Origin of the sequence: Candidatus Enterococcus huntleyi (genome assembly GCF_009933175.1) — a bacterium.
Lineage (GTDB): Bacteria > Bacillota > Bacilli > Lactobacillales > Enterococcaceae > Enterococcus_K > Enterococcus_K huntleyi.
Window position 1 is genome coordinate 55091 of the sequence record NZ_MAEJ01000022.1, and the last position, 23371, is coordinate 78461.

Below are 23371 nucleotides of genomic sequence, written 5' to 3' on the forward strand. Positions count from 1 at the left end.
ATGAAGAAAAAATTTCCAAAAGATTTTTGGTGGGGTGCCGCGACGTCTGGTCCACAAAGTGAAGGACGTTTTAATAAACAACATACAAATGTATTCGATTATTGGTATGAAATTGAGCCAGAAGCGTTTCACAATCAAGTTGGCCCAGATACGGCCTCAAATTTCTATAATAGTTATAAAGAAGATATCCGTTTAATGAAGAAAATCGGGTTAAATAGTGTCCGCACATCGATTCAATGGACACGTCTGATTGACGATCTTGAAGAAGGCACGGTCAATCAGGCAGGCGCCGAATTTTACAATCAGGTGATTGATGAATTTATCGCGCAAGGGATTCGTCCGGTGATTAATCTGCATCACTTTGATTTACCGGTTGAACTTTATCAAAAATATGGTGGCTGGGAATCGAAGCACGTGGTCGATTTATTTGTTAAATTTGCTAAGCAATGCTTCCGTTTGTTTGGTGACAGAATTACCGACTGGTTTACTTTCAATGAGCCGATGGTGATTGTTGACGGCCAATATTTGTATCAATTCCATTATCCAAAGGTCGTTGATGGGAAAAAGGCTGTCCAAGTAGCCTATAATCTGCAATTAGCTTCGGCAAAAGCCATTCAAGCGTTTCGCGAAATTAATCAAAATGAAGCGAGCCGAATTGGCACAATTCTCAATCTGACGCCGTCATACCCTGCGACAGAGGAACCTGAAGATGTAGCGGCGGCTGAATTTGCTAATCTTTGGTTGAATCAACTGTTTTTAGATGCTTCGGTGAAAGGTGAGTTTCCAGAAAAATTAGTTTCATATTTAACTGAAGATCAAGTGATTTGGGAGTCAACAGCTGAAGAATTAGCCATCATCAAAGAGCAAACAATTGATGTTTTAGGGGTCAATTTCTATCATCCGCATCGTGTTAAACGACCAAGCGTTTCAGCGGACAGTCTAGCCGTTGATTGGATGCCAAATAAATATTATGACGAATATGAGATGCCTGGTAGACGTATGAATGTCGATAAGGGCTGGGAAATTTATCCGCAAGCTTTGTATGATATTGCGGTAAACATTCGCGATAATTATGGCAATATTGATTGGTTTGTCTCAGAAAATGGCATGGGTGTGTCTCGTGAAGAGCGCTATTTGAATAACGAAGGTATGATTGAAGATGATTATCGGATTCAATTCATAGAAGAGCATCTGTATTGGTTGGCTAAAGGGATTGAGGCCGGATCGAACTGTTTTGGTTACCATTTGTGGACGCCAATCGACTGTTGGTCATGGGGCAATGCGTATCGGAATCGCTATGGCTTTATTTCTAACAATATCCATACACAGGTCAAGACGATTAAGAAGTCTGGTCACTGGATTAAGGAAGTTGCAGCGGCAAATGAAGTAGACTTTTCAGAGGCTGTTACGAAAAAATTTGCTGAATAATCAAAAGATAGATAGACAAACGAATCTAATACACCTATACTTTTAAAGTAGAAGAACAATTTTTTTCTTGGGGAGGAAGAATGATGCAAAAATATATCCTTATTTCAAATGACATCAGAAATAAGATTTTGAAGGGCGAATATACAGCAAATCAGCAGATTCCTTTTGAAAAAGATTTATGTGTATATTATGATTCGAGTAAAATGACGGTTAAAAAGGCCTTAGACATGCTGGTGACAGAGGGGCTTATCATTAAGCGACGCGGTTCAGGGACCTTTGTCAAAGATATTGGTCCGGATGAATTGGAGCGTATGAGTGTTGCCAATCAGTTCAGAGGAACCACTGCCTTAAATCCGGATAAAGAAGTCACGAGTACGATTCTCAATTTTTCGGTGATTCCTTGCCCTGAGAATGTTCAGAAAAAGTTGAATATTGATGCGGATAGTTTTGTTTACGATGTTTATCGGGCACGTTATATTGACGGTCAGCCACATGTGATGGAAAAAATGTATATGCCGATTGATTTAATTCCAGGCTTGAAAAAGGCCAATATTGAGCGCTCTATTTATGAATATATAGAAGAGAAGCTCCACCTGGTCATTCAAAGTGCCCATCGAACGATCACTGTGCGTAAAGCAACTGCTCACGAAGCCAAGTATTTAGCGCTTCAAGAAGGCGATCCAGTTGCTGTAGCCGATCAGATTGGGTATTTGGACACAGGGGCAGCCTTTGAGTATTCAACCTCTGTTCATAGATACGATGAATATTCTGTGGAGATTGTGTTGACCAGAGATAATTAAGCTCTCACTAAATATAATAAAAATAGCTGAAATAGCTAGGAATAGTCTATGTAGACAAAAAAGACAGAAGCCCTTTTGAGGTTTCTGTCTTTTTTTGCTTGCCTAATTCTGTGTGGTTAGCACGGTGAATGTCCTTAGGCAAATTGTTCTTTATCGAGTGCTTCCAAAACTAGGAAAGCGGACTCTTCAATAGATTTATGTGTTACATCGATGACGGTTACACCTAGCTTTTCGAACAAGTCTTGGGCATATTGTAACTCTTCTCGGATTCGGTCACTGTTTGTATATTTAGATAATTGGTCGAGGCCTAGTGATTGCAAACGATTCGTTCGGATTTTTTCCAAACTGTCTGGGTCACAGGTTAAACCGATTATTTTATTTGCTGGCACTTTTTTCAGTTGTTCAGGTAAAGGAACTTCTGGAATAAGTGGCAAATTGGCTACTTTTAAATGTTTGTTGGCTAAATACATACTGAGCGGCGTTTTTGATGTCCGCGAAACCCCTAATAGGACTAAGTCAGCATCTAAGAAACCACGTGGATCTTTGCCATCGTCAAATTTTACGGCAAATTCGATAGCAGAAATTCGACTGAAATATTCTTTATTCAACTGATGCACAACCCCAGGTTCATTTAAAGGGGAGATACCGGTTTGAGCGTGAATCATTTCTGAAAAGGGCGTCATGATATCGAAGAACTGTAAGCCAGTTCGTTGGCAAAAAGCAGACACCACATTGACTAATTCGGGATTTACTAGCGTTGTTAAAACAATCGCTTTATCCGATAGCGCATCTTTTAAAATTTCTGTTAGTTCCTCTTTGTCATTAATAAAGGGGAAACGATAGGTTGGAGTGAAGTTGATCGTTGGAAACTGCGCGGTCACGACAGAAACCAGTTTTTGATTTGTCTCACCTACTGCATCTGAAATTAAATATAAAGCAACATTTTTTGTCATAGTCTTACTCCTATCTATTCATTTCGGTCGATTTTGCCTGCTGAATAATATAGTCCAACAAACGTGATTTTGTTATTTTACCAATAACTTTTAAAGGCTCAGTCTCGCTAACGATAGGAATTGAATCCACTTGGTACGTATGCAATAAATCGCCGGCTTCCAAGATTGACATGTCTTTCGTACAGGTCTTTACATGCGGTGCCCGTGTCATAACCACCGCAACTGGCGTTTTTTCAATATGATTGCTGAGTGAAGCCCGCAGTAAATCTTTTCTCGATAATACGCCGACTAATTCATGTTCTTGATTGGTAACATATAATGAACCAACGTCATACATAAATAAGGTCGTGATGGCATCGTGAATACTTGAGTCATGTGTAATTAATAATGGTGGAATCATGATTTCAGAGATTTTTGTCGAAAAAGTTTTATCGAAAAATAAAGGTTCGATTGTCTCGCCGACATATGTGTAACCAACTTTTGGACTGGCTTGAAGAATTCCAACCATCGTCAAAAATGATAGGTCGGCACGCAAGGTTGCCCGGGAAATAGCCAATTGTTCAGAAATTTTTTCTCCACTAACTGGTTGAAATTTTTTCACAACTTCGATGATTTTCTCTTGGCGTTCAGATAAATTCATAAGCCCCCTGCTTTCTTCTATATGTACATATATCTTGCTATCACGTATCATATTATACTCTTTATCATTGAATATGCAACATAAAAACGGAATGAATCTTATTATGTGCTATATTGTAATGTTTTTTTGTTAATATGTGGCGTATATTAAAGGAGGGTTATTTTTATAGGAACAAGAATTGTATTTTTTTGAAAAGGAAATGCTGAGCAAGTTGAATTATTAAGTAGAAGGAGTGAATTTCGCAGAGTGGAAGTGAGCTGTTTCGGTTCACTGAGTGCTTCTTCTTGCCTAATGAATGTTCGATTTAAAATTCACTAGAAATATAGATTTCTATAAAAATCGGGCTCTGCGGCTTTATAAAATAATCAACAATTGAATCTGTAGTCAGTCATGTTCATTATTTTTTTGGTAGAGAGCCCAAATTGTCTACTAGTGTCTATTCGCACTGTTTTCGAATTTTTTCAGTAGAGGAGAAAGTAGCAAAAACGCATTATCCAGTGGGTTTTGCCTCTAAAACTAGCTATTTTGCATTCGTTTTTTCATCAAAAGTTGTGCGAATAGGCACTAGTGGGAATAAAATGGCTATTTATTGCCTAAATAAATGAACGAATTAAACTATATAAGAGCTAACGAATCCTATAAGTACAAGGTTTTCTGATTGATTTTTGCGGAAAGTGAGCGGCTATCTTTTGTTGATTAGTTGGAAATTTGAGGATTTGGTCACTAGTGTCTATTCGCACTGTTTTCGATTTTTGTTAGTAGAGGAGAAAGTAACAAAAATGCATTATCTAGTAGGTTTTCCCTCTAAAATCAGCTATTTCAGCTCTATTTTCCTATCAAAAGTTGTGCGAATAGGCACTAGTGGGGAAAAAACTAGCCATTTCAACCCTTTTTTGGCTATTTATTCTGACTTAAATAACAGATTTAGAACTATAAAATCAGAAAACTGTGATATTTGTCCAACTTATTTATACAATGTATCTGAAATCTTGTAAGATTCAGCTGTTTGAAATTATCAGATAAATTAGTTGCTACCTAGAATCAAGAAGAATTAACTATTTATTAAGGAGTTGGAAAATTTAAGCGCATTACTTTTGACTCTTTTTTCATTTAGTAAGATGATAGTAGCGTGGAAGGCCCTTTGAAAGGAGATTCAAATGATGTCTACAGTGTTTGTGAATTTTCCAGTAGCGGATGTTGCAAGATCAACTGAATTTTATGAAAAGTTGGGTTTTGAAAAGAATCAGGAATATTCAAATGAAACAACGAGTTCAATGGTCTGGGATGATCATTTTTGGATTATGCTCTTGCCTCATGACTTTTATCGCAAATTTATTAATGGCAAAGAAATTATCGATGCAAAAACGACAAGTGGGACATTGATTGCTATTAGTATGGATAGTGCAGACAAAGTGAGAGCATTTGCTGAGACTGCCAAAGAAAATGGCGGGTCCTATTATGCGTTAGATATGGGGATACCGGAAGAATTGATGTTCAGTTTAGAAGTCCAGGATTTAGACGGAAATATGTTGGAGCCTGTCTGGATGGGCGACCAGTAAGAAGTAAAAAAATAGAAATCAGAGGATGGGGAAACAATCAAGAGAGTGAGGTGCAAGTGGCCTTGTGGATTGTTTGTCAAAGATTCTGGCAATCCAAGACTGGAGCACAGGTTCCGGTCTTGGTTTTTTAGACAGTAATTTTTTTCAGGAGGAGAACAATGTATCGCAGGTTTATTTTACTATTATTGATTATTTTAGCAGGCTGTTCGAGTGAGTCAAACACATCAGATAAGCAGGCAAGTAGTCAATCAGAAAGCACAAGTACGAGTATCAGTGCTGGGCTTTCGACAGAGTCTGTGGCAACAACCGTGACCGACACTAAAAAAGCAGCAAGCACATCAACTACAGCAGAAGTGAGTCAGCAATCTGATCAGAAAAATGCTTCAGATAATGAAGAACAATCAGATGGGACTGCGACTTCCAATGCGGATTCAGCTACAGAAAATCAAGCAGACGCAGATTCCAACGACTTAGCAAATGCTTCAACACCGACGAATGGTCCATCTGATTCAGGACAAGATCCAGAAGATATCCAGAATTGGCGGGCAAAAGTGGGTAGTTTAATTCCAGCAGTTGAGGCGAATGATGTGGCTGAGGTACGACAAATTCTTCAAGACAATACTTATCCAATTAATGAAATCAATGAACAGGAAGAGAGTCCTCTCCTGATAGCTACGCATCAAAATAATATTGAGATTGCCAAGCTTTTAATTGATGCTGGGGCCGATGTCAATCAACAGGATGAGATTCAGGATAGTCCGTATCTATATGCTGGGGCAGAGGGGCGGACGGAGATTCTCGCTTACATGATTGATCATGGGAAGCCGGATCAATCCGTGCGCAATCGTTTTGGCGGGAATGCACTGATTCCAGCTGCTGAAAAAGGTCATATCGAAAATGTTAAATTGTTACTCGCGGAAGGCAAGGTCAATATTAATTTACAAAATTATTCAGGATATACTGCGTTAATAGAGGCGGTTGCTTTGCGCGATGGGTCACAGGTCTACCAAGATATTGTTCGATTACTCGTGGAAGCTGGCGCAGATAAGACGCTTAGAGATAATTCAGGGCGGACAGCTGCTGAATATGCGTCGGCATTGGGCTATCAGAATATGTATCAAATGTTGCAATAAATAAGCGCAGAGTAATGGCAGAAATTACAATGGAATAGAACCAACAATGAAACAGAATCTACATTGAGATAGAACCAACAATAAAACACCAAAAGCAGTACAAAAAAGAAACGCTTGAGAGGATGGATGGCAGTGGTGAAATCAGAAAAATGGCTTCGAAACGTTTTGATTGAGACGGCGTATCTGCGGGAAGGAACATTTACTTCAGGCAGTCAAACGAAGTTGATTGATGTTCAGATTAAAGATGGCGTGGTGGCACAGATAAAAGAGTATCAACCAGAGCAATTCTATGAGTCTGAGATTGATGGCAAGGGGCGGTTATTGCTACCGACTTTGAAAGAAATGCACTGTCATCTGGATAAGAGTAAGCTGGGTGTACCCTGGCGTCCGGTCACACCGGCGCAGAATATTGTTGAGCGTTTTACTAGTGAAGTGGCTGAATTGGATGCGTTGGATTTGTCTATTGAGGCGCGGGCAAAGAATTTAATTAATCTGGAATTGGCACATGGCGTGACATTTTTCCGTTCGCATATTGATGTGCATCCGGCGGTGGGGCAACGTTACCTAGAAGGTGTTCAACGAGCGATTGCTAGCTACGATGAGCGTTTCGATTATGAATTAATTGCTTTTCCGCAGCATGGCTTATTGCGTTCGAATGCTTATAACGAAGTGGATACTGCCTTGAAAAACGGCGCAACCTTGATTGGCGGAGTCGATCCGTATTCGCTCGATGGCGATGTCGAAAAGTCCTTAAATCAGACGTTTGAGTTGGCGGTGAAGCATCACGTACCGATTGATATTCATGTGCATGATCGCGGCGAGGCTGGTCGTGCCACTTTTAAAACGTTACTTGATTATACTAAGCAAAGTAACTGGCAAGGTCAGGTTTTTGTTAGCCATGCCTTTGGTTTGAATGATTTTCTCGGGGAAGAACGCGCTGATGTGTTTGCTCAACTAGCGAAGGAGCGGATTGGGATTATCTCTAGTGTGCCGATTAATGGAGCTGTTCCACCGTTAAAAGAGTTGCAACAGGCGGGGGTTAAAGTTGCGCTTGGTTGTGACAATATTTATGATTCCTGGTCGCCTTATGGGACGGGCAGTGTCGTAGAAAAACTGAATCGTTATGGTGAGGTTTTTAATCTGAAAACGCAAGAAGAGTTGACGGAATCGCTTGGGTTATTAACAGGTGGTACAAAAACACTTTCTACGGAGGAGGATGGGCTGTGGCTTAAAACAGGTGATGTGGCTAGTTTTCTTTTAACGGAAGCCTCTTGTGCAGCCGAATTTGTGGCTCGTCAAACGCCGGTTGAAACTAGTTTTTATCGAGGTCAAGTCGCATTTAATTCATAGCGTTATTTTTTTCTTAAAATCTGGAAGGAAAAATTGAAATCATCTTTTGAATGTGTTACGCTTTTTTTCAGGAGATGATTTTGTATGAAAATTGGGATAGTAAAAGAACAAAAGAACAATGAAAACAGAGTGGGAATTACGCCAAGCGGTGTGGTGCAACTATGTCATGCGGGACACCAAGTACTCGTAGAAAAAGGAGCCGGTCTAGGATCAGGATTTACTGATGAAGAATATCAAGAAGCTGGCGCACAGATGGGTACGACGGATGATGCATGGTCATGTGATATGGTGATCAAGGTGAAGGAACCGTTAGCGAGTGAATATCATTACTTGCGCGAGGGCCTAATTTTATATACTTATTTCCATTTAGCGGCCAACAAAGAGTTAGCTGAGAAATTAGTAGAAACAAAAGTGACGGCTGTAGCCTATGAAACGATGCAAGATATAGATGGTTCGTTACCATTACTTGCACCGATGAGCGAAGTGGCTGGTCGTATGGCAGTCATCGCAGGTATGCAATTTTTACAAAAGCAATATGGCGGCAAAGGCTTGATTTTGAGCGGTGTTCCAGGAGTTGCTAAAGGAAAAGTTGCGATTATCGGTGGCGGTGTCGTGGGGATTAATGCAGCGAAGATGGCCTTAGGCTTAGGGGCTCATGTAATAATTCTAGACGTAAATAAAAAAGTGTTAGAAAAAATTGACGATTTATTTGGTGGACAAGTCGAAACCTTGTTCTCAAATGATAAAAATATTGATGAAGTTGTTTCAGCAGCTGACTTGGTTGTGGGCGCGGTTCTTTTACCAGGCGCGAAAGCACCAACGTTAGTGACAGAAGAAACGATTAAAAAAATGGCGCCAGGTTCGGTGTTAGTCGATATTCCGATTGACCAAGGCGGGATTTTTGCTACGACGACACACGCAACAACATTGGAAGATCCAGTCTACGTAACTCACGGTGTAATTAATTATGCGGTGGCGAATATTCCTGGTGCTGTGCCGAAAACTTCTACAGAAGCTTTGACCAGTGTGACGATTCCTTATGCAACTGAAATTGGGCCATTCTTAGAAGGCCAAGAAGTGCGTCATGCGCAAATGATTCGTTCAGGTCTGAACACGATTGACGGGAAGATTGTTAACAAAGCAGTCGCTGAAAGTTTAGACTTGCCTTACCATGAGTGGAAATAAGTAGTAGAAAGTCAGGCATCTGCCGTGAGAACGGTGAGAGGCAATAGAAATAGATAGTCGATAAAATGAAAAATAAAGCTACCCCTTATACCGGGCATCGTCATGAGACGTGTGCAGTATAGGGGTAGCTTATTTGTGATTGTATTTTAAAGAAGTTCATCATGGGATCCAGTTCTCGTCAAGATTAAAATCAACTCTTTATTCAGTATCTTACAGATTAAGAGCCAATCGGATGTTATATGTAGTTCTCTGTAGTGTATAAGATGCCCTTTCAAGGCGTGGTCTTTATACACGCGTGCAAGAATTTCCATATCCTTGTTAGTTAAGTGTCCAACAACCTTTTTTAATAGCTCGAGATTGCGATGGTCTCTCTTCAATTGGTTGAAATTGCTGATGAAAATCGGTGTTTGTTTAATTTTTAAGCTACGCACCGTTGATAGCCTGCCACCAGTCTTCCGTTGTATCATAAGTAGTTAACTGCATCAATTGTTCTACTTGATGAATGGCTTGTGCCTTATCTGATTGAGGAATAAAAGGGAATTCACCGGTCCTTACGACTTGTTTTAGAAAGACGCGAATCGCTGTATCAAGGTCCAGCCCCATCTCGTCAAAAGCTTGTTGTGCTTGTTCTTTAAACTCATTATCTATCTTGATAGTTAATTGTGCCATAGGGTGCACCTCCAGTAGCTACATCATAGACTATTTTTTAGACAATGTAAAAAACGAGTCGATTCGTTTGGTTTCTGACTAGTCAAATCAGTAGTAGGTCTCAGTGGTCTAGAGCAAAGCCAGCGTACAGCTAATTTTTGTCTCGGATGTGTCCATCTGTAAAATGTTTGCGTTTTCGGCTTGTCTAATCGATTTTTTTTACGAAAATCCTTTTCTACTTGCGGAAAAGTTAACTTTATTTAATAATTTACAGAAAATTTACGGCTTTCTTATCAATAATTAATAAATCTACGCGATAATAAAAAACATAGGTTTTATGAAAATCCGAATATTCGGTCAGTCGTTTTTGAGAAAAACAGGACTTTTTTTATAGAAAATTCTTAAAAAATGGTATACTTATTTCGGATATCAAATAAATATTTTGGAGGCTAACTCATGATAGAAGTTATCGACTTAAATAAAGTATTCGATAATGGATTTGAAGCACTTAAATCAGTGAACTTTACTATTGAGAAAGGAGATCTCGTTTGTTTACTCGGCCCTAGTGGTTGCGGGAAATCGACGATCTTAAACCTTATTTCGGGACTATTAACACCATCAGGTGGGGATATCCGTTTTGCTGGGAATTCAGTGGTTGAAACGGAGCCAAAAGATCGAAATATCGGGTTCGTATTTCAAAATTATGCACTCTATCCACATATGACTGTTGAAGAAAACATCATGTTTCCCTTAACAGTAGGCGCAAAAAAGATTTCTAAGGCAGAAGCCAGAGAAATTGCCAAAGAATACATGGCATTAACGAACATTGAAGAGTTGAAAAATAAAAAACCGGGCACCTTATCTGGTGGGCAACAACAACGGGTGGCGATCACACGGGCGCTTGTCCAAAAACCAGAAGTGCTTTTATTAGATGAACCATTGAGTAACTTAGATGCGCGATTACGTCTGAAAATCAGAGAAGAAATTCGCCGTCTGGTCAAAGAAGTTGGTATCACAACAATCTTTGTAACCCATGATCAAGAAGAAGCTTTGTCAATCAGTGACAAGATCATTTTGTTGAATGAAGGGATTATTCAACAGGATGATGATCCGCAAAATCTTTATTTAGAACCGAATAATTTATTCGTGGCTGAGTTTATCGGCAACCCAATCATCAATATTTTGCCAGTCGAAGTCAAAGATGGCATGGTTCATTATGAATCGATGACTTTCCCTGTGACGAATTTTGTGGCGGAACGGTTCAAAGCAGAGATGCCTGATGGCAAGTATCATTTAGGGATTCGTCCAGAAGATGTCTTACCAGCAGAGCCTGGCGTCTTCACAACAGAGATTCCTGGTGTTGAATTAATCGGTCGCGAGCGGATATTAAATTTCCAACTAGGTGCTAGACGCATGAAATCAATTGTTAGTATCGAAACGGACATTGATGAGGGCGCCGTGCTATCTTTTGATTTTGCTTATCACAAAGCTTTTATATTTAATGAAAGTGGGGAGCGAATCTACTAATGTTTAAAAAGAGGAAGTATAACCCTGAGAATCAACCAAAAGCGTGGTTATTTCTATTTCCTTCATTAGCAGTGATTTTATTATTCAATATTTATCCCTTGTTCCGTTCATTTTTCATGAGCTTTCAGAAGGGATCATTAATTAATCAAAGCTATGCAGGAGCTGAAAATTATCAAAAAGTTTTAACTGACCCAGTATTTGCTAAAGCGATGTTTAACACGGCTTTGTTTGCTTTTACAGTCGTTCCTATTGCCTTAATTATCTCACTAGCGATTGCCTGGGTGGTCTTTGAAAAGGTCAAACATAAAGCTTTTTTTGAAACAATTTTCTTTATGCCTTATGTTACAAGTACGATTGCTATCGGGATTGTTTTCCGTTATTTTTTCAATGGATCATACGGAATTATTAACTATATTTTATCGATTTTTGGGATTCCAGCAGTGAATTGGTTGGACAGTGTTGATATGAGCATGCCAACGTTGATTATTTTCGGTATTTGGACAAGTTTGGCTTTTAATATCATTATTTTATTAGCCGGTCTGCGAAATATTGATCCAGAGCATTATAAGATTGCCAAAATGTTTGGCGCAACGGATGGCGAAATCTTCCGTAGAATTACTTTTCCACAATTAATTCCGACGATTACCTTTCTGTTAACCGTTAATATTATTGGTGCTTTTAAGGTCTATACACAAGTCTATGCGCTGTTTGCTGGACAACCTGGGATTGCCAAGAGCGCGACAACGGCGGTCTACTATATTTACGATAAATTCCATGTGGCGGGTCGTCCGGGTGTGGCGATGGCTGCGACAGTAATTTTATTCTTAGTTATTTTAATCATTACCTTTATTCAGAATAAATTAGTGAAGAGGGTGGAAAAGTAAGATGAAAAAAGTCATAACAGTGATTGCTTACCTTTTCATTATTTTGTTAGGAATCATCACTTTGTTCCCATTTATCTACATGATTCTAGCTGGTTTGATGAGCTACAGTGAGGCGACGAGCATTCCACCGACGATGTTTCCTAAGAGTCCCCAGTGGGCCAACTATGCGGCGGTCTTTACCAAAGCGCCGTTCTTACAATATTTCATTAATACCACTTTTGTTTCCGCGGTCACGACGGTTGCGACCTTGATTACGGCTGTCTTAGCGGCATTCGCTTTAACAAATTTGCAATTCAAATATAAAAATCTCGTGTTGGGCATGATGATTTCGTTACTGATGGTGCCCTATGAATCGATCATTTTTACCAACTACAATACGATTTCGCGGATGGGCTTACTCAATAGTTATCCAGCCCTAATCATTCCGTTTCTAACGAGCATTTTCTACATCTACTATCTGTATGGCTATCTAAAAGGCATCTCGCCGACATTTTATAAAGCAGCCAAAATTGATGGCGCGTCTGATTTGGAATATATTCGCAAGATTTTGATTCCAATGTCGAAACCAGCCTTGGTAACGGTCGGGATTCTGACCTTTATTTCTAGTTGGAATTCCTTCTTATGGCCATTACTTGTAACCAATGAGAAAAAATATCGCTTGTTAAATAACGGTTTATCGGCCTTTACAACGGAGAGTGGTAGCGATGTTCATCTACAAATGGCGGCGGCTACCTTGACGGTTGTACCGATTTTGCTGATTTATCTAGTGTTCAGAAAAGAAATTATTCGAGGAGTGTCGAAAAATGGAATCAAAGGCTAACGCAGGAAAAACCACCTTAACTTTTCACAGTGGGATTTTAACGATTGGTGGTACGGTGATTGAAGTTGCCTACGAAGATGCGCATATCTTCTTCGACTTTGGGACCGAGTTTCGACCAGAATTAGACTTAAAAGATGATAACCTTCAAACGCTGGTTGACAATGGCTTAGTGCCAGAGATTAAGGATTTATATGATCCTCGTCTAGGCTATGTTTATACCGGCGAGAATCAAAAAGAGTTTACTGAGACGGCTGTTTTCTTATCGCATGTTCATTTGGATCATTCGCGGATGGTGAATTATTTAGATCCAGCGATTCCCATGTATACTTTGAAAGAGTCAAAAGCGATTTTGAATTTGCTGAATCGTGAAGGAGATTTTCTGATTCCTTCGCCTTTTGAAGAAAAGAACTTTACCCGCGAATTAATTGGCTGTGAAGCCAACGATATCATTCAAGTTGGCGATATTTCTGTCGAATTAGTGCCTGTCGATCATGATGCTTATGGCGCTTGTGCGCTATTGATTCGCACACCAGATCGCTTTATTACTTATACCGGAGATCTGCGTCTACACGGTTACGATCGCAAGCAAACAGTTGCATTGTGTGAGAAAGCCAAACACACGGATGCTTTGATTATGGAAGGCGTCAGCATTAGCTTCCCTGAACGTGAAATCGATCCGACTGAAATCAAAGTCATTAGTGAAGAAGATTTGATTCAACAATTAATTAAGATTGTCGATGAAAATCAACAGCGCCAGATTACTTTTAATGGTTATCCAGCGAATGTTAAACGATTTGAAAAAATTGTTGAGCTGGCGCCAAGAACGGTGGTTTTAGAAGCTTCGATGGCCGCCTTACTAAAAGAAGTCACTGGCTGCGCGGCTTATTACTACTATCTAGAAGATAGCCCTACTATTTCTGAGTTAGATTCTTCATTGGAAATTTCCTATGAAGACCTAATAAACGACAATCATCAGTATTTATGGCAGGTGGTTGATCGATTTACTAATTTACAAGGAGGTGGCGTTTATATTCATAGCGATGCAGCACCATTGGGGGACTTTGACCCTCGATATGCAGTATTTTTGGAAATGCTAGACAAGCAAAAGGTAGAATTTGTTCGTTTAGCCTGTTCAGGCCATGCTTTCCCAGAAGATTTGGCACAAATTATTGCCTGGATTGAACCAAAATTATTGATTCCTATTCATACGTTGAAGCCAGAAAAACTGGAAAATCCGTATGGAAAACGGTACTTGCCTACCAGAGGCGAAAAAATTGTTCTTTAAAAATGAATTTACAGGGAGACTAGAAAAATGAAATTGACAAAATTATCAACCGCCGTATTAGCGGCCGCAGCTATCTTCGTTTTAGGTGCGTGTGGAAACAGCAATGATAAAGGAACAACCAAAGATGACGGGAAAATCGTTACAGAAGTCAAAGACGATACAACAATCACTTTCTGGCATGCTATGAATGGCGCTCAAGAAGAAGAATTGACAAAAATTGCGGATAACTTTATGAAAGATAATCCAAAAATCAAAGTGGAATTGCAAAATCAATCTTCTTATCCTGATTTACAAACAAAAATTAACTCAACTTTACCTTCACCAAAAGATCTACCAACGATTACTCAAGCCTACCCAGGTTGGTTATGGAGTGCTGCGCAAGATGATATGTTAGTAGATTTACAACCATATATGGATGATAAAACAATCGGCATGGACAAAGAAGATCCGATTAAACCAGCGTTACTTGAAGGTGCGCAAATTGATGGCGTACAATATGGTGTACCCTTTAATAAATCAACAGAAATGTTATTCTATAACAAAGATATCTTAGACGAATATGGTGTTGACGTGCCAACAACAATGGATGAATTGGCAGAAGCTTCAAAAACAATTTATGAAAAATCAGATAAAAAAGTTATCGGAACAGGCTTTGACTCTCTAAATAATTATTATGTAATTGGTCTGAAAAATAAAGGCGAAGAATTCACTAAAGAAACAAAAATTACAAGTGATGACTCAAAAGAAATCATCAATTACTATGCTGATGGCGTAAAAGATGGCTATTTCCGTATTGCTGGTTCTGACAAATATATGTCTGGTCCATTCGCCAATGAACAAGTGGCAATGTTTATCGGAAGTATCGCTGGTGAAAGCTACGTTGCCAAAGATACTGAAGGCAAATTTGTCTATGATGTAGCCCCTCGTCCAGAAAAAATCAACATCCAACAAGGGACAGATGTCTATATGTTCAACAATGCTTCATCTGAAGAACGCACAGCAGCTTACCTATTTATGAAATATCTAGCGTCACCTGATGTTCAATTAGATTGGGCAATCACTACTGGTTACATGCCTATTTTAGATTCAGTAATTGAAAGCGACGGATACCAAAAGGCTGAAAACACAAAAATTCCTGCTCATCTAGCAACGACTACAGAAGAATTATTCGCTGTTCCAGTTGTTGAAAACAGTGACTCTGCCTACAATGAAGTCCGTTCAATTATGGAAAATGTCTTATCAAATACAAACAAAGACACAGATAAAATTATTGAAGATTCACAAGCGCAATTAGACGATGCGTGGAACCAATAAAACGTTTGAAAATGGGCTGGACGAAAGTGATTCACTTTTGTCTGGCTCTTTTTTTTGTTAAGATAGACAAAGAATGGCAGAAATTGGAGCGTGTATGAGGATGGAAGTAAAAATTTTAGCGACGAGTGATATGCATGGTTATGTTGAACCAACCAACTATGCAGAAAAGAATAGTGACTTACCTTTTGGTACAGAAAAGGTTGCCACACTGATTAAAGAAATCCGTCAACAAGCAGAGGGGCCAGTTGTCTTAATCGAAAACGGCGACTTCATTCAAGGCTCACCTCTGAGCTATTATCTAGCAAAAAATCAGCGTGTGGGTGAACTGACGCAAGTCATTAATGCGCTACAGTATGATGTAGGCGTTTTGGGCAATCATGAATTCAATTACGGCTTGGATTATTTGAAAGCAGCGATTGCCAGCTACAACCATCCGGTTCTGGCAGCGAATATTCTAGACAAAACAGGGCAGCCAGCCTTTGGCAAAGCCTATGAGCTGATTAAAAAAGACGGACTGACGATTGCTATCTTAGGCTTGGTGACGCAATACATTCCACATTGGGAACAGCCAGCGACAGTCAAAGAGTTGACCTTTAAGAGCATTGTTGAGACGGCGAAAGAGTACGTGCCTAAATTAAGAGCACAAGCAGATCTTGTCGTGGTTGCCTATCATGGGGGCTTCGAAAAAGATTTGGTGACTGGGGAGCCGACAGAATTATTAACCGGCGAAAATGAAGGCTATCAATTATTACAAGAAGTCAGCGGCATCGATGCTTTAGTAACTGGCCATCAACACCGGGAGATTGCGACGCATATTAATGGCGTGCCGGTCATTCAACCCGGCTATCGAGGTAGTCATATAGGTGAAATTATTTTGCAAGTGGCACAAACAGCTGAAGGATTTAAAGTCAGTGAGACCCAAGCGGCGATTCACTCGGTAGAAGGCGTTGCGGTGGCTGCCGAGATCCGAGAGTTAATCGCACCAATCGCAGAAGAAGTCGAAGTCTGGCTCGATCAGCCGGTTGGAAAAGTCCAAGGGTCCATGGAAATTACCAATCCGATGGCCGCACGAATTCATGAGCATCCGTATATTGAGTTCATCAATCGCGTGCAGATGGCTGCCAGTGGCGCGAAAATCTCAGGGACTTCTTTATTTAATAATGAAGGAAAAGGTTTCGGGGCGCAGATTACGATGCGTGATGTGATTACAAACTACATCTATCCGAATACGTTAGCTGTCTTAAAAGTTAGTGGGGCAGACTTGCGTGCTGCGCTAGAGCAGACGGCTAATTATCTGACCTTGGTGGATGGCGAAGTGGTCTTCAATCCGGACTTTATCGAGCCTAAGCCGCAATACTACAACTACGATATGTATGAGGGCATTGATTATGTGATTGATTTGACGAAGCCTGCATTTGAGCGAATTACGAAGCTTGAATTTGAAGGTCGGGCGGTTGAATCGACTGATGAGCTGGAGATTGTGATTAATCAATACCGAGCAGTCGGTGGTGGGAACTATGCGATGTTTGAAGCAGGTAAGATTATTCGTGAAATCCAAATCGATATGACTGAATTGATTGCTAACTACTTGAAAGAGCATCCGGTTATTCAGGCAGAAGCTAATCAGAACTTCACTGTGTTAGTATAGAGATAAAAAATCTAAATGAAGTTTAATGTTGATTGGGGAAGAGATAGATAGGCTAGAAATCTTCGCCTTCGGTCGTGCCTCTGCAAAAAAATCAAGCAGTCGGGCCGCAAGCGAACCCAAGGTAGGATTGCTTATTTTATGGCTCCGGCATGGCCTGCGGCTGAATTTGTTAGGGAAAGTATCTAGTGAAATTGGTAAATATAAATTAATCGCTACTTAGAGATATGAATACAGAAAGATACGTGCTATACTAGCAATTGAAAAGGATATACGCGGCAAACGTATACCCTTCGCAGCAAAGCAGCACCGATTAAAGAACGGTGACGAAAAAAATTTAATTATTCCAAAAAGAAATAACCGAAGTCTCTCTCGATAAAGAAAAGACGGTTATTTCTTTTTGTCATTCTTTACAGCTGCTAGGATTCCAAAGATTAGTATGGCTACAAAATTACCATAACTAATAATTAGACCTATAACTGCTAAAGTATACAAAAGGCGTCTCCTTTCTATAGAATGGGGAGTCGAGTGTATGAACATCATACACCACCTCGCTTTCTATGATAATGGGGTAGCCATCGTCATTTAAACTTTACTGTTCTGTCGCGTCTAACTATAGCACCAATTGTTAATGAAAGCCCTTTATATTTTGCTCTTATGAGGGGTTTGCCATAATTTCTTTTTCCTATCGGTATGGCTACGGTGTTCATTCGCCGTTTTATTAGGCTATAAATCGTCGCTTTCGGTCATGCCTCTGAAAAAAAGCAAGCAGTCGGGCCGCAAGCGAACCCACGGTGGGGCTGTGAGTTCCATTGCTAAATCATCTGCCTTTTGTCTCTTTGCTACTTGGTTTCGACAAAAGTCAGCTGACTTGCCGAGGGATTGCTTATTTTTTGGCTCCGGCATGACCTGCGGCTGAATTTGTTAGGGAAAGTATCTAGTGGATATTTTCAATAGTGGATTAGTGAAATTGGTAAATATAAATTAATCGCTACTTATAGATATGAATAGAGAAAGATACGTGCTATACTGACGGTGTTGAGGAAGATGTACGCGCTAACGTATGGTCTTCGCAGTACAACAGGACCATTTTAAGAATGGTGACGAGTTAATTTTTACGGTTATTCAAAAAGAAATAACCAATCACACTCGTAAAAGTAGACGGTTATTTCTTTTTGTCGTTCTTTACAGCTGCTAGGATTCCAAAAATTAGTATGGCTACAAATGAACCAAAACTAAGTATTAGGTCCAAAACATCTGGGCAAAAGGCGTTTTATTCCTATAACATGACGAGTCGCGTGTATGAATATCATACATACGTCTCGTTTTTTGGCTCTGACATGATTTACGGCTGAATTTGTTATAGGCGAAGTATCTAGTGGAATGTCTAAAAAAATTTGGTGATGAATAGATAAAATCGTTACTTAGAGATAAAAATATATATAAAGCAAGATACGTGCTATACTGGTAATTGAAAAGGATATAGGCGGAAACGTATATCCTTCTTAGCATGACAACACCGGGGACGGTGGCGAATTAATTTAACAAGTTACTCAAAAAGAAATAACCGATCCCACTCGCAAAGTAGACGGTTATTTCTTTTTGTCGTTCTTTACAGCTGCTAGGATTCCAAAGATTAGTATGGCTACAAAATTACCATAACTAATAATTAAAATAGTGCGCAAAAGTTTACCTATTTACTTATTTTCAGGTTCCAGCATAATCTACATCTGAGTATTTATAGAAAATCAGACAGGATTAATTAATTTTACCTAGATTTGTTCTTTATTGCTTGCCTATTGCATAGAATATTAGGTATGCTAAGGTGAGAGAAATCGAGGTGACTTATGGAAAAGCAAGAGATTGAAAGACTAATAAAAAAATACATAATAATAGGTGCATTAGTGGTTGTAGGAATTATTTATTTACGTCCTATTTTAGGGATTGGCCATACGATTCTAGGGGCATTCACGAATATTATTCTCGCGGCTTTGCTCGCATATGTAATTAATATTGTGATGGTAAAGGTTGAGCATGGGTTTGACCGACTGCCTTATCCTTGGGTTAAGAAGATTAAGCGGCCGATTAGTTTACTGTTATCTTTAATTATCCTATTCGTTGCAATTACCATTTTTATTGGATTAGTCATGCCGAGCATTTTTGATTCATTGAATACATTGTTTGCTTCATTACCTGATGTTTTTAATCAAACACAAAAGTTTCTTATAGATGTTTTCCACGATAATCCGGAGATTCGTCAAACAATTGAAGCGTTAGAGATTGATTGGAAATCTCTATTGCAAAATACGCTCTCTTTCTTAGGTGGCGGTGTGGCGAACTTTGTTGATGTCGCGATTACGATTGTGAGTGCAGTGTTAGGTAGCTTGTTTAATTTCTTATTGATTTTAGTCTTTGCTGTCTACATTTTATTGGATAAAGAACGGTTTGTCCGAGCATATGACAGGGTGGGAACGCTCTACATTTCAGCGTATCGGAAGCGTCGTTTAGACAAAGTTTTACAATTGATTCATCATACATTTAGTTCATTTATCGGTGGACAGTGTCTAGAAGCGGTGATTTTAGGAACGCTTTGTGCAACAGGGATGTTGATTCTGAATATGCCATATGCGGTAATGGTGGGGACGTTGGTCGGTGTGATTAATATTGTTCCGATTGTCGGTGCTTACGTTGGTGGAGCCATCGGAATGTTCATGGTATTTACCGTAGATCCAATTTTATCACTGGGCTTCTTAGTCTACTTAATCGTCTTACAGCAATTTGAAAGTAACATTATTTACCCGAGAGTTGTGGGGAATTCTGTCGGCCTACCAGGCATTTTCGTCCTCGCTTCAGTCATGGTTTTTGGTACATTAGCCGGTATTCCAGGAATGTTCTTAGGAATTCCAGCAACTGCCTGCATCTACAAATTAGGAAAAATCTTCATTGTCGAAAAAGAACAGAAGAAGGCGCAAATGACTGATCAATCACTATAAGGTGATCAAAAAAATAATTGAGAAAAGTGTTAAATGAGATAAAAATTTATGCAGCACATCTATGAGGGAAACCTGATGGATGTGTTGCATTTTTGGTTTTCAGAAGAAGTCAGCTACTCATTTTGTACAAATTATTAGATGAAAAAGAAAAAGCTCAGACACGTAGGTCCGAGACTTTTTCTGAATAAATCGTCTAGTCGTTGATTCTATTATTCACCTTCATAGTAATAAGAAAAAGTGATAGTTTGTGGTTCAGCAGTATACTCATTGATGAAAAGGAGACTATCGCCTGATACTAAAGCTCCAGCAGGCAATTCGTTAATGTTGAAGGCGAAGTTGCCAATAGTAGAGGGCGCTACAGCATTGAATGTCTCGCCAATAGGGCCTGACATTACTATAGGTGTTTTAATTTCTTCACCATATTCATTCACATAGCGAACAGTAACCATTCCAGTTGTTGCATTCGGTTGAGATGAGTCAGTAGTTCCAGTTGAATCTGTTCCAGGCTGAGTTGGCTCAGTAGTGGATTCGGAGGAATCCGTTGACTCAGTAGTTGAATCAGATTCAGAAGGCTCGGTTGTTTCAATAGTTGAATCAGATTCAGATGGTTCAGTTGTTTCAGTAGTTGAACCAGACTCAGAAGAATCTGTAGATTCACTCGGTTTTGTTTCTTCAGGATCTGGTTGTTCTGAAGAAAAATTAGGAATATGTGGAACAGAAAGGTACCATTTGTCTTCTTCTACACCACCAGGGAACATAGCATGATGCGCAGAAAAATCTCTTCCGCTAGAGACTTCAGCTTTTCCTTCACGGAAAGCTGAAGAAAATTGAGCTGCATCTTCATAAGAAGTAAATGGGCCAATTAATTCTTCCTCAACGGTTATGATAAATTGGAGGCTAATCCATTTATCGGTTGGCTCATTCGTAATTGGATCTGTAGTAGGTCGTCCACCAGAATATTTGTACTCAAGTAAAGCGTAAATATAAAATTTATCCTCTTTTATCTCTTTTGGAAATTTACTAGATACCTCTTTGTATAGAATATCTACATCAGGTTCCCGATCTCTATCATCAAAATAGTATCCACCGATGGTACTTATAGCACTATAATCATCTTCTGTTATATACTCATCAGCTTCTTCAAAACTATTAAATGGGCCAATGAATATATGGGTACCGTCCCATAGTTTTGTACTGAAAATTCCATCTTTATCCGGAGTAGAAGAATCGGTAGAACCATCTTTACTTGAATCTGAAGTAGAAGAATCGGTAGAACCGTCTTTACTTGAATCCGAAGTAGAAGAATCGGTAGAACTGTCTTTACTTGAATCGGAAGTAGAAGAGTCAGTCGAACTATCTTTACTAGAATCTGAAGTAGAAGAATCGGTTGAACTATCTATACTTGAATCCGAAGTAGAAGAATCGGTAGAACCATCTTTGCTTGAATCCGAAGTAGAAGAGTCAGTAGAACCATCTTTACTTGAATCTGAAGTAGAAGAATCGGTAGAACCGTCTTTACTTGAATCTGAAGTAGAAGAATCGGTAGAACCGTCTTTACTTGAATCCGAAGTAGAAGAATCGGTAGAACCGTCTTTACTTGAATCCGAAGTAGAAGAATCGGTAGAACCGTCTTTACTTGAATCCGAAGTAGAAGAATCGGTAGAACCATCTTTGTCTTTATCAGATGAAGAAGAATCAGCTGGATTATCTTTACTTGAATCCGAAGTAGAAGAATTAGTAGAACCATCTTTGTCTTTATCAGATGAAGAAGAATCAGCCGAACTATCTATACTTGAATCAGGAGTAGAAGAATCAGTAGAACTATCTTTGTTCTTATCTGTTGAGGACGAGCCAGTTGATTTATCTTTATCCTTACCAGGTGTTACTGAGTCATTTGACTTATCAGTGTTGACGTTATCTGGTTTTCCGTTGATTTGTACGTCCGATACTTTGTTGTCTTTGACATCAGCTGTTACGTCGGTTCCGATTGGTTTTTCGGCAACAACTTTGTTAGAATCATTGACTTTTACGCCGGCATTAATCTTTTCACCAGTCGGCGTTTCAGCGGTAATATTGCCGCTCTTATCCCATCTAATGACAGTGCCAACAGCTAAATGATATTCTTCGCCAGCGGCTAAATCGATATCGTTGATGGCAGCTAATGTTTGAACATTGATGTTGATTCTTATAGAAATTGCCCATAAAGTATCGCCATAAACCATAGTGTAGCTTGTGTCAGTTTCTTTAATTTGAATTGATTCAGGGGTGTTTGCTTTCCAACTCGAAGCTACTACTGGCACTGTGCTTGCGACAGTAGCTAATCCGAAGGCTGCCAGAATTGCGCCTTTTGTGGTAGCTCTTTGTCTAGCTTTTTTTGCTAGCATTTTTTTGTAATTTTTTCGCGAATCCATCTGTGTTCCTCCCGAGATTGTTGTTTTCCTATTCGTATACGTTTAATAGTTTTTTTGCATTGGACACATGTGTATTTATCTTAAATGAGTTATCAAACTTCCTTTCACACTAGTTATTGATAGTCAGCTACTTTACAGTCTAAGAATTTTTCAACAATAATATAAATGGTGTTATAAAAAAATCCGCACGCTACCCTTAGCGAATATTTTACCGGGATCGATTACGTGCCATCCTCGATTAGAATAATCCACAGTTTCCTTTGCTTATCTGAATGCTACTGCACTATTGAGTAGTATAACTAACAACTCAATTTTCCTTTTTTACCGTGTAACTAGTTTTACAACGGATAAACGAAGGGGGATGACATAGATGCACCCTCGAAATATGTAGGTGACAGTGAGTTCACTAAGTAAGCTAGAATCAAACTGGCCAAAATGAAGATTGACTATTATTCATGAGATAAGCTTACTGGTAGAATTCGTTTTATTTCCTGTAGCCATCTAACAAAAAGTCCTTTTCCATTTTTGATAACTGAATATAAGGGCAATAAAGCTGCAGTTCTCTCACTTATAAAATGGACTACCTAATTTATACAATTGCTTCAGGTCATTCTGTAAGAAATGGTTCTACTATCTATTCAAGAATAGCATAGCAGTGCGACATAATATGACACATCTATGGTTGGAAATAAAAAAATTGAAAAATATTTGAAGAAGGAAAATGGATGTAATAGGGAAGAGTTTTCCAGATATAAAATAATTCAGTAGGGAAATAAATAGTTGGAAAAAGAAAAGT

General features: G+C 39.2%; 18 protein-coding genes and 1 pseudogene. 13 read left to right on the forward strand and 6 right to left on the reverse strand.

Translation table 11 applies throughout. The features are described 5' to 3' along the window. Both BAU15_RS10965 and BAU15_RS10970 read left to right on the forward strand, forming a co-directional pair. Positions 1-1428 (forward strand): glycoside hydrolase family 1 protein, encoded by a 1428-nt coding sequence (locus BAU15_RS10965; protein ID WP_161842784.1) that lies wholly within the window; start codon positions 1-3, stop codon positions 1426-1428. A gap of 83 nt (positions 1429-1511) precedes the next feature. After that, positions 1512-2228, forward strand: coding sequence for a GntR family transcriptional regulator (locus tag BAU15_RS10970; protein ID WP_161842785.1), 717 nt, complete (start codon positions 1512-1514; stop codon positions 2226-2228). A 134-nt stretch (positions 2229-2362) separates the two neighbouring features. Here BAU15_RS10970 and BAU15_RS10975 read toward each other — a convergent pair whose 3' ends face one another. Next, the gene (locus BAU15_RS10975; protein WP_161842786.1) at positions 2363-3181 is read right to left on the reverse strand and encodes a pyruvate, water dikinase regulatory protein; all 819 of its coding nucleotides are present in this window, start codon (positions 3179-3181) and stop codon (positions 2363-2365) included. A 10-nt stretch (positions 3182-3191) separates the two neighbouring features. Continuing rightward, entirely contained in the window at positions 3192-3821 is a 630-nt protein-coding gene (locus tag BAU15_RS10980) for a helix-turn-helix transcriptional regulator (protein ID WP_161842787.1), read from the reverse strand. Positions 3822-4978: 1157 nt separating this feature from the next. On the opposite strand from BAU15_RS10980, the gene BAU15_RS10985 reads away from it, so the two are divergent. The 4 genes from BAU15_RS10985 to ald all read left to right on the forward strand — a co-directional run bounded on the left by BAU15_RS10985 (position 4979) and on the right by ald (position 9048). Further along, positions 4979-5380, forward strand: coding sequence for a VOC family protein (locus BAU15_RS10985; RefSeq protein ID WP_161842788.1), 402 nt, complete (start codon positions 4979-4981; stop codon positions 5378-5380). Positions 5381-5538: 158 nt separating this feature from the next. Then, a complete protein-coding gene (locus tag BAU15_RS10990; protein ID WP_161842789.1) occupies positions 5539-6513 on the forward strand; it encodes an ankyrin repeat domain-containing protein in 975 nt (324 codons plus the stop codon). A 126-nt stretch (positions 6514-6639) separates the two neighbouring features. Further along, positions 6640-7863, forward strand: coding sequence for an amidohydrolase (locus BAU15_RS10995; protein ID WP_161842790.1), 1224 nt, complete (start codon positions 6640-6642; stop codon positions 7861-7863). Positions 7864-7947: 84 nt separating this feature from the next. Further along, a complete protein-coding gene (gene ald, locus BAU15_RS11000; RefSeq protein WP_161842791.1) occupies positions 7948-9048 on the forward strand; it encodes an alanine dehydrogenase in 1101 nt (366 codons plus the stop codon). A gap of 146 nt (positions 9049-9194) precedes the next feature. Here ald and BAU15_RS11005 read toward each other — a convergent pair whose 3' ends face one another. Together BAU15_RS11005 and BAU15_RS11010 are read right to left on the reverse strand one after the other, a co-directional pair. Then, a complete protein-coding gene (locus BAU15_RS11005; RefSeq protein WP_161842792.1) occupies positions 9195-9515 on the reverse strand; it encodes a type II toxin-antitoxin system YafQ family toxin in 321 nt (106 codons plus the stop codon). Then, positions 9472-9717 carry a type II toxin-antitoxin system RelB/DinJ family antitoxin gene (locus BAU15_RS11010; RefSeq protein ID WP_161842793.1) on the reverse strand — a complete coding sequence of 82 codons (246 nt, stop codon included), beginning with the start codon at positions 9715-9717 and terminating at the stop codon, positions 9472-9474. Before BAU15_RS11010 ends, BAU15_RS11005 begins: the two co-directional genes overlap by 44 nt. 435 nt (positions 9718-10152) lie before the next feature. Here BAU15_RS11010 and BAU15_RS11015 point away from each other — a divergent pair, with 435 nt between their 5' ends. The 6 genes from BAU15_RS11015 to BAU15_RS11040 all read left to right on the forward strand — a co-directional run bounded on the left by BAU15_RS11015 (position 10153) and on the right by BAU15_RS11040 (position 17174). Next, a complete protein-coding gene (locus BAU15_RS11015; RefSeq protein WP_161842794.1) occupies positions 10153-11223 on the forward strand; it encodes an ABC transporter ATP-binding protein in 1071 nt (356 codons plus the stop codon). Then, on the forward strand, positions 11223-12107 hold the full coding sequence (locus tag BAU15_RS11020; protein ID WP_161842795.1) for a carbohydrate ABC transporter permease: 885 nt from the start codon (positions 11223-11225) through the stop codon (positions 12105-12107). The genes BAU15_RS11015 and BAU15_RS11020 overlap by 1 nt, the downstream gene beginning before the upstream one ends. 1 nt (position 12108) lies before the next feature. Continuing rightward, positions 12109-12927: a carbohydrate ABC transporter permease gene (locus BAU15_RS11025; RefSeq protein WP_161842796.1), complete on the forward strand. Its 819-nt coding sequence runs from the start codon at positions 12109-12111 to the stop codon at positions 12925-12927. Further along, positions 12911-14212 carry an MBL fold metallo-hydrolase gene (locus BAU15_RS11030; protein ID WP_161842797.1) on the forward strand — a complete coding sequence of 434 codons (1302 nt, stop codon included), beginning with the start codon at positions 12911-12913 and terminating at the stop codon, positions 14210-14212. The genes BAU15_RS11025 and BAU15_RS11030 overlap by 17 nt, the downstream gene beginning before the upstream one ends. A gap of 27 nt (positions 14213-14239) precedes the next feature. Further along, a complete protein-coding gene (locus BAU15_RS11035; RefSeq protein WP_161842798.1) occupies positions 14240-15526 on the forward strand; it encodes an extracellular solute-binding protein in 1287 nt (428 codons plus the stop codon). A gap of 100 nt (positions 15527-15626) precedes the next feature. Continuing rightward, positions 15627-17174: a bifunctional metallophosphatase/5'-nucleotidase gene (locus tag BAU15_RS11040; protein WP_161842799.1), complete on the forward strand. Its 1548-nt coding sequence runs from the start codon at positions 15627-15629 to the stop codon at positions 17172-17174. Positions 17175-18336: 1162 nt separating this feature from the next. On the opposite strand, the pseudogene BAU15_RS15785 reads toward BAU15_RS11040, so the two are convergent. After that, positions 18337-18417 (reverse strand): annotated as a pseudogene (locus tag BAU15_RS15785) (putative holin-like toxin); the annotation flags it as partial. 601 nt (positions 18418-19018) lie between these two features. On the opposite strand from BAU15_RS15785, the gene BAU15_RS11045 reads away from it, so the two are divergent. After that, a complete protein-coding gene (locus tag BAU15_RS11045; protein WP_161842800.1) occupies positions 19019-20164 on the forward strand; it encodes an AI-2E family transporter in 1146 nt (381 codons plus the stop codon). A 209-nt stretch (positions 20165-20373) separates the two neighbouring features. On the opposite strand, the gene BAU15_RS11050 is transcribed toward BAU15_RS11045, so the two are convergent. Further along, on the reverse strand, positions 20374-22575 hold the full coding sequence (locus BAU15_RS11050) for a MucBP domain-containing protein (protein WP_161842801.1): 2202 nt from the start codon (positions 22573-22575) through the stop codon (positions 20374-20376). Positions 22576-23371: the final 796 nt, after the last annotated feature.

Bases quoted from the DNA above. Each gene is read 5' to 3' on its own strand.
- BAU15_RS10965 (WP_161842784.1), top strand. From the start codon at position 1: ATGAAGAAAAAATTTCCAAAAGATTTTTGGTGGGGTGCCGCGACGTCT.
- BAU15_RS10970 (WP_161842785.1), top strand. From the start codon at position 1,512: ATGCAAAAATATATCCTTATTTCAAATGACATCAGAAATAAGATTTTG.
- BAU15_RS10975 (WP_161842786.1), bottom strand. From the start codon at position 3,181: ATGACAAAAAATGTTGCTTTATATTTAATTTCAGATGCAGTAGGTGAG.
- BAU15_RS10980 (WP_161842787.1), bottom strand. From the start codon at position 3,821: ATGAATTTATCTGAACGCCAAGAGAAAATCATCGAAGTTGTGAAAAAA.
- BAU15_RS10985 (WP_161842788.1), top strand. From the start codon at position 4,979: ATGATGTCTACAGTGTTTGTGAATTTTCCAGTAGCGGATGTTGCAAGA.
- BAU15_RS10990 (WP_161842789.1), top strand. From the start codon at position 5,539: ATGTATCGCAGGTTTATTTTACTATTATTGATTATTTTAGCAGGCTGT.
- BAU15_RS10995 (WP_161842790.1), top strand. From the start codon at position 6,640: ATGGCAGTGGTGAAATCAGAAAAATGGCTTCGAAACGTTTTGATTGAG.
- ald (WP_161842791.1), top strand. From the start codon at position 7,948: ATGAAAATTGGGATAGTAAAAGAACAAAAGAACAATGAAAACAGAGTG.
- BAU15_RS11005 (WP_161842792.1), bottom strand. From the start codon at position 9,515: ATGATACAACGGAAGACTGGTGGCAGGCTATCAACGGTGCGTAGCTTA.
- BAU15_RS11010 (WP_161842793.1), bottom strand. From the start codon at position 9,717: ATGGCACAATTAACTATCAAGATAGATAATGAGTTTAAAGAACAAGCA.
- BAU15_RS11015 (WP_161842794.1), top strand. From the start codon at position 10,153: ATGATAGAAGTTATCGACTTAAATAAAGTATTCGATAATGGATTTGAA.
- BAU15_RS11020 (WP_161842795.1), top strand. From the start codon at position 11,223: ATGTTTAAAAAGAGGAAGTATAACCCTGAGAATCAACCAAAAGCGTGG.
- BAU15_RS11025 (WP_161842796.1), top strand. From the start codon at position 12,109: ATGAAAAAAGTCATAACAGTGATTGCTTACCTTTTCATTATTTTGTTA.
- BAU15_RS11030 (WP_161842797.1), top strand. From the start codon at position 12,911: ATGGAATCAAAGGCTAACGCAGGAAAAACCACCTTAACTTTTCACAGT.
- BAU15_RS11035 (WP_161842798.1), top strand. From the start codon at position 14,240: ATGAAATTGACAAAATTATCAACCGCCGTATTAGCGGCCGCAGCTATC.
- BAU15_RS11040 (WP_161842799.1), top strand. From the start codon at position 15,627: ATGGAAGTAAAAATTTTAGCGACGAGTGATATGCATGGTTATGTTGAA.
- BAU15_RS11045 (WP_161842800.1), top strand. From the start codon at position 19,019: ATGGAAAAGCAAGAGATTGAAAGACTAATAAAAAAATACATAATAATA.
- BAU15_RS11050 (WP_161842801.1), bottom strand. From the start codon at position 22,575: ATGGATTCGCGAAAAAATTACAAAAAAATGCTAGCAAAAAAAGCTAGA.